5 protein-coding genes are annotated in these 6,335 nt (G+C 40.5%); 1 reads left to right on the forward strand and 4 read right to left on the reverse strand.

All coding sequences use genetic code 11. The features are described from left to right. Positions 1–122 precede the first annotated feature (122 nt). Positions 123–1,136 carry a zinc-dependent alcohol dehydrogenase family protein gene (locus A7Q09_RS07745; protein ID WP_134390892.1) on the forward strand — a complete coding sequence of 338 codons (1,014 nt, stop codon included), beginning with the start codon at positions 123–125 and terminating at the stop codon, positions 1,134–1,136. Between the two features lie 163 nt (positions 1,137–1,299). Here A7Q09_RS07745 and A7Q09_RS07750 read toward each other — a convergent pair whose 3' ends face one another. The 4 genes from A7Q09_RS07750 to A7Q09_RS07765 all read right to left on the reverse strand — a co-directional run bounded on the left by A7Q09_RS07750 (position 1,300) and on the right by A7Q09_RS07765 (position 6,175). Then, entirely contained in the window at positions 1,300–2,073 is a 774-nt protein-coding gene (locus A7Q09_RS07750) for an RluA family pseudouridine synthase (protein WP_134390894.1), read from the reverse strand. 226 nt (positions 2,074–2,299) lie between these two features. Continuing rightward, positions 2,300–2,656, reverse strand: coding sequence for a hypothetical protein (locus tag A7Q09_RS07755; protein WP_134390895.1), 357 nt, complete (start codon positions 2,654–2,656; stop codon positions 2,300–2,302). A 198-nt stretch (positions 2,657–2,854) separates the two neighbouring features. Then, positions 2,855–4,870 carry an ATP-dependent DNA helicase gene (locus A7Q09_RS07760; protein WP_134390897.1) on the reverse strand — a complete coding sequence of 672 codons (2,016 nt, stop codon included), beginning with the start codon at positions 4,868–4,870 and terminating at the stop codon, positions 2,855–2,857. 60 nt (positions 4,871–4,930) lie between these two features. Further along, the gene (locus A7Q09_RS07765) at positions 4,931–6,175 is read right to left on the reverse strand and encodes an LL-diaminopimelate aminotransferase (RefSeq protein WP_134390898.1); all 1,245 of its coding nucleotides are present in this window, start codon (positions 6,173–6,175) and stop codon (positions 4,931–4,933) included. Positions 6,176–6,335 lie beyond the last annotated feature (160 nt).

Consider the following 6,335-nt stretch of genomic DNA (forward strand, 5'->3'; position numbering starts at 1 on the left):
TAGCAAATCATTTTCTCTCTCTCAAAGAAAAACGAAGAAAAGGTTTCAGAATTGTTTTTACTGATTATAAAATTATAAAATATGCTCATTCTTTATCGAGTACTGATTGGAAAGATTGAAAAATGAAAGCCATTTTGTTGACCAAGCCCTCTCCTTTAGAAGAAAAACCGTTGATACTCCAACAAATCGATCTGCCTCGGCTTAAAGAGGATGAAGTATTGATTCGAACTGAAGCCTGTGGGGTGTGTCGATCCAACTTGCATATGATTGAAGGGGATTGGATACAAAGAGGGGTGCCATCAAAACTTCCTATTATCCCAGGGCATGAAATTGTTGGAAAGATCGAGGAGGTGGGGAGCCGTGTCTCTCATTTTAAAAAGGGTGATCGAGTGGGACTCCAGCCTCTGTGGTCTTCGTGTGGAAGATGTACTTACTGTCGGACTGGGAGAGAACAGCTTTGTCCTTGTAAAGAAATTACTGGAGAGACAGTGGATGGGGGTTATGCCGAATATGTTGTTGGAAAAGAGGATTTTCTCTATCTTATCCCTGATTCTCTATCAGCGGTGGAGGCAGCTCCTTTATTTTGCCCAGGAATTACGGCTTTCCATGCTATACAAAAAGCTGGCCCGTTGCTTGGCAAGCGCGTGGCGATCTTTGGGATTGGTGGAGTAGGGCACATGGCCGTACAATTTGCTCGCCTCGCGGGTGCTAACGTTATAGCACTGTCTAGAAACCCTAAACATTTGCAAATAGCAAAAGAGCTTGGAGCTCAAGATTGTATTGATGCCAATGACTCTCAACGTTTAGAAAAGTTGAAAAAGCAAGGAGATATTGATTGTGCGGTTGTCTTTGCGCCTTCCCATGCGATTGCCCAACAGGCGATCTCATTGGTAAAAGCTGGTGGTAAGATCGTTTTGGGGGTCAATGCAGAGCTAGGAGCCTTTTCTTTTGTGGAAGAAAAAGTTATTTTAGGAACTGTTATTGGCCCCAGAGAGGAAATGAAAGAAGTCTTGCGGCTTGCAGCGGAAGGGAAAATTAAAGCAATCAGTCAAACATTTACTTTAGAACAGGCACCGGAAGCTTTATTACAACTTAAAAGAGGAGAAATATTATCCCGGGCAGTCCTTATCATGTAAAAAAGAATTCCAATGCCATTTTTCGGATTTTGAATGCTTTGGTTTTATTGGCAGAATCAAGACTAGCGCTAAGAAAGCCTTAGGGAATGGGTGAGGAGTCAGAGCTATTTGAGGGATTCAATCTCAGTTGCTAGAGGAGCTAGATAGCCAATAAGATAGGGGGTTATGAGATTTCAAAAAATCGTGGATTATGAATTTTCTGAAAACCTTTCGTTAGTTTTAAAAACTCTTCGAGGTCATCGGAAAGAGGCAAAAAGACAGTCTGTTTTTTCCCTTTCCAGAAAAAAGAAAGAAAAGCTGCATGCAAAGCATGTCTTGGCAAAAGTAGACTTTTTTCCATTTCTTTTGTCCATCCCTGTTTTGAAAAGTCCAAAAAGTAGGAGGGATTCGGGCCATAAAGTTTATCTCCAACAATAGGATGTTTGATAAGGGATAGGTGGACTCTGATTTGATGTAGTTTTCCAGTTTGAGGTTTTACCCATAGTAAGCTGTGTCCTCCGCCATAGCCTAGAGGATAAATTTCTGTGATGGCTTGGCTTCCCTTTGGGCGGATACCTTGACGGATTACGATTTCATTCTCACTCGAAACCCCTAGATAGCCAAGCGGAGCTTCAATTTTTAGATAATCGGCTTTCAGTTCCCCCCAAGTAATAGCAAAATAGCCTTTGTGGATTAACCTTTTTTCCATTTGACGACCAAAATACGCCGCCGAAGCATTATTTTTAGCTACCAATAATAGGCCACTAGTTTCACGATCCAGCCGGTGAATAAGCTTCCATGGAATTTGATTATTCTGATTATAAAGCCATTCCAGAAGACTGGATCCTCTTTTTTTCTTTGTTGGATGAGAAAGAAAAAAAGGGGGTTTATCGACAACAGCAAAATCTTCGTTTTCTATAATAATCCTTGGCTGATAAGGAGGATCCAGAAAGAGCATAGAAAAAAAGAGCTAGCTTAGCTCTTCTACTTTTTATCATAGGATAGCTAAAATAGCTAAAATTTACTACTCGCTTTTAAATGCCTTTAAATGCCATAGGCAAGAGAATATCCTATAGAGTCGCTAATGAGTAGCCAGTTGTAAAAGAAATAACAAAACAATATCCCTAGTATTATCTTTAAAAAAAACGCAAAGCGAGAGAGAAAAAAAACTATAGTGGTTATACTTATTGAACTATTTCAGCATTTTCTATCAAATTAAAACCATCTTTACTAACGACTTTGCCTTTTACAGTAATGATTTGCTGGGCTTTAGAAACAAGTTCTGAGTTTATCGGCTTATGTTCTCCGACTATGAGATAAAGCTTTCCATCTTCACCTTTCAATCCCACAGGCAATCCTGATCCAATACACGTTTTGGCACACTTCAAATGTTTTTCGCCTTCAGCTCCATGATCAAGGTAGCAAACCAAGTCAACGACTTTTCCTTTGATGACAGTTTTCTCATCCTGAGCATGGAGAGATGAGATGGGTAAAACGAAACTAACGAATAACAAAATGAGGGCATGGATTGTTGTTTTCATAATTATTCTCAGGATGTTTTTGTAAATCAGCATACTCCCTTAATAAGCAAATAGCAATATTTATTGCTCAGAGATCATATAAATTTATTTTTAGGGGAAAGGATTAAAAGGAAAGATGTAGAAGTATGCTTCTCTGAATCAGGCAAAACTAAGAGGAAAGCTTTTAGGATTTCCTAAATGCAAAGAGCTGTTTTGTGATTATTCGATAATTTCAATAGGGGTATTGGGGATCGAATTAAGAAAAATTTTCCCATAGGATTTAGAAAGGATTCTTGAATCAAGAATAGCCACAATGCCTTTATCTTCTTTGCTTCTTATTAACCTACCAATCCCTTGGCGGAACTTTAAAACAGCCTCTGGTAGGCTGTAATGAACAAAAGCATTCAGTCCTCGTTTTTCTAATTTTTCGCATTTTGCTTGCACTTGTGGATGGTCAGGGGATGAGAAGGGCAGTTTGGTGATGATTACATTTTTTAAGGCATCTCCAGGGACATCTATTCCCTGCCAGAAACTATCCATTCCAAAGAGGATCGAATGTTTGGCTTCCTTGAAGAGTTTCAAAAGCTTGTGCCGAGAGGTCTTGCCATCCTGTACATAGAGAGGGAAGCCAAGTTCGGCAAATTTGGAACTCAGGGCTTCTACCATACTCGCTAATGTCTTACGGTTTGTAAAAAGTACCAAGGCTGATCCTGCTGTCTGTTTGACCAATTTTTCTATCCAGACTGCCAGGGCTGCTTCATAGGAGCTACTGGAGGGATCTGGCATATCTTTAGGAATAAGGATTTTCATCTGCCTTCCGTAGTCAAAAGGCGATTCTAAAGAAAGGGTTTGGGAAAAAAGCCCGACACGGTTTTGGAAAAAAGAAAAACTATTGGCCACTTTTATTGTGGCACTGGTCATAATTACTGAAAGTTCTTTTTCATAGAGGAAGGACTGCAATAATGGGCCGACATCCAGTGGGGTAGCCAGAAGTTGTACATTTGATTCGGGATTAGGCTCTTCCAGTTCTAGCCAGTAAACATGATCTGGAATACGCATTTCAAAAAAATTGATAATGATATTATTTTCCAGGGTGATTTTTTCAATACAATTTGTTATTTCTTCTTTGATTTCTTTGTCTGGAAAATTTGCTACAGCACAAGAGAGCTTTTCAACAATAGTATTTAAAGTTTCTGGCAAAGCGTTAGGTATAGGTATTGGCTCAAGAATTCTATGTTCTTGAAGAGATAGTTTTACAAGAGTTTCAGCAATGGATTTAAATAAAGAGCCCACTTCTTCGTAAGCTTTGTGAACCATTGGAATGAGATTGCTATCTTTTAGAAAAAGGAGCAACCCCTTGTGAGTGATAGGATTGAAAAGCCGAAAAAGCAAGTTCTGAAGCCGAAATTTAGAAGTTGAAAATCCTAACTGATTGGAAGCGATTTTTTCAATGGTATGCGCCTCATCAAAAATGACGAAATTTTCGCCAAAAGGCAGGCCTTCTTCTTTTTGAAGTTGGGGATCAGTAGTCCTTCCAAGAAGAGAAAAATAAAGGGCGTGATTAACGATTGTTAGATCTGAGTGAGCACTTTGTTCGCGAAAGAGGTGATAAAAGCAGCGGGGATTGGTAGCGCAATTCCTCGGATGGCATATGCCGGGCTCCGAACATATTTGGCTCCATAAGTGAAAAGAAGGTTGAGGATGAAGCTCTTCGATATCGCCAGTTTGTGTTCTTAGAGACCAATCGTAAATACGCAAGATCTCAGTCATTTCAAAAGAAGGGAAGAGGTCTGTCGCATGTTTGAGCACCTTTTCTAATCGTTTGGGACAGATATAATTTTGACGTCCTTTAAGGAGGACCACAGAAAACTCTTTTGGGAAAATCTTTTTCAACAGCGGAATATCCTTATGAAGCAGTTGATCCTGGAGGTTGAGGGTATGAGTAGAAATTACCCCTCTTTGAGCATTCTTTTGGCAATAACAAAGTGCGGCAAGTAAGTAAGCCAAACTTTTGCCGGTCCCCGTGGGAGCTTCAACAATCAGATGTTTTTTCTTTTCAAGGCTTTTATAGATGGCTTCAGCCATCTGCTTTTGTTGAGGGCGGTACTCGAAATGAGCGGCTTGAGCTAGAGGACCAGAAGGAGAAAAATAAAAGGTAGGGTCTAAAGAGGCCTCTTTTGCCTCTGAATTTTCGAGTCGACCATTTAAAAAACCATTTCTTGCTTCGATCGACACAATTCTATTTTCCTCGTTCTTTTTTCCTCGAAAAAAAAGTTTGTGTTATCCTCTAAAGACCTACGACCATTCCCAGGAACAGTCAGAAAGTCTATCCTTTAACTTTGCCATTATTTCTTTTTCTTCTTCTGGGCTTTGAGCGGGATAGGTAACGCTCCATCTTAAGAATGGACCTACATCATCCCAAGGAACGGTGGAAATAAGTTTTTCCTGAATGAGCCATTCTGTGAGATCTTCAGCGTTCTGAAACCAGATTTCTTTGGAATGGTATCTAACTCCTTTGGGAGCTTCTGTATAAAGAAAGAAGGAGGCCTTTGGTTTTTCAGCTTTAAAACCTAGGCTGCTAAGAGTTTCTACCATAAGATCCATTCTCCGCGAATATTTCTGTGCTATCCTTTCAGTGATCTCACTATGATCCAGACAGTAAGCATAAGCATTCTGGATAGCTAGAAATTGACCTGAATCGGTATGATCCTTGACATATCCATAAGCCTTAACAAGTTTGGGATTGCCTACCACAAAACCGCAACGCCAACCAGTCATATTGAAATTCTTGCTTGCGGAATGAAGTTCAATTCCCACCTCTTTCGCTCCCGGTACAGAGAGAAAGCTTAGCGGTTTGCCTTCGAAAACCAAACCAGCGTAGGCAAAATCATGAATCACAACCAGCCTGTTTTTTATTGCAAATCTAACCACATCTTCAAAGAATTCCCTTGTAGCAACAGCTCCAGTAGGATTGTTAGGATAGTTTAGGACTAAGACCTTGGCCTTAGAAAGGATTTCTTTAGGCACAGTCTCTAGATCTGGTAAGAAGTGATTTTCTTTGCGTAGTGCTAGATTAAAAACTTTGCCCCCGTAATATTGGGCATGTGTGCCAAATACAGGATATCCTGGAACTGTCATCAGCACATAATCTCCTGGATTGATAAGGGCAGCAGGAAGAATGGATAATGCTGCTTTTATGCCTATGGAGTGGATGATCTCGGTTTGAGGATCAACGGTTACCCCACATATTCTTTGCATGTATCGAGCCGCTGCTTCTTTAAGCCGTTGGCCCCCATTGTCTGCATAAAAGCGATTTTCGGCTTTTGCTGCCTCTTCGGCTAGGATCTTTACCGTTTCCTTGGTGGCAGGCTCATCAGGTTCCCCTACGCCAAAATCGAGCAATTCGATTGTAGGATTGTTTGCTTGTGCCAATCGTTTCGCTCTTTTGATTTTTTCAAATTTATATATCTGAGTGCTTTCACCAAAGGAAGCCCCCCCAATTCTTTGAGCAAAAATAGACTGAATATAATCGATATGCATAGCTTTAATTTCTCTTAAAAAAGATACGCACTTTCCTAATTGACATCCTCCCCATGCCTAAAGGCAGGGGATTCCTGGAGATAACTGACCAGATTTAGCCAGGGCAAGCTCTCCGATGAGGGTGTTGAGGTTTTGATAGACCCTGACACTCTCATCGGCC

The organism is Methylacidiphilum sp. Yel, from assembly GCF_004421185.1.
GTDB lineage: Bacteria > Verrucomicrobiota > Verrucomicrobiia > Methylacidiphilales > Methylacidiphilaceae > Methylacidiphilum.

What these genes read in the sequence shown, in the direction of transcription:
- A7Q09_RS07750 (WP_134390894.1), bottom strand. Translation starts at nt 2,073, where the DNA reads ATGCTCTTTCTGGATCCTCCTTATCAGCCAAGGATTATTATAGAAAAC.
- A7Q09_RS07755 (WP_134390895.1), bottom strand. Translation starts at nt 2,656, where the DNA reads ATGAAAACAACAATCCATGCCCTCATTTTGTTATTCGTTAGTTTCGTT.
- A7Q09_RS07745 (WP_134390892.1), top strand. Translation starts at nt 123, where the DNA reads ATGAAAGCCATTTTGTTGACCAAGCCCTCTCCTTTAGAAGAAAAACCG.
- A7Q09_RS07765 (WP_134390898.1), bottom strand. Translation starts at nt 6,175, where the DNA reads ATGCATATCGATTATATTCAGTCTATTTTTGCTCAAAGAATTGGGGGG.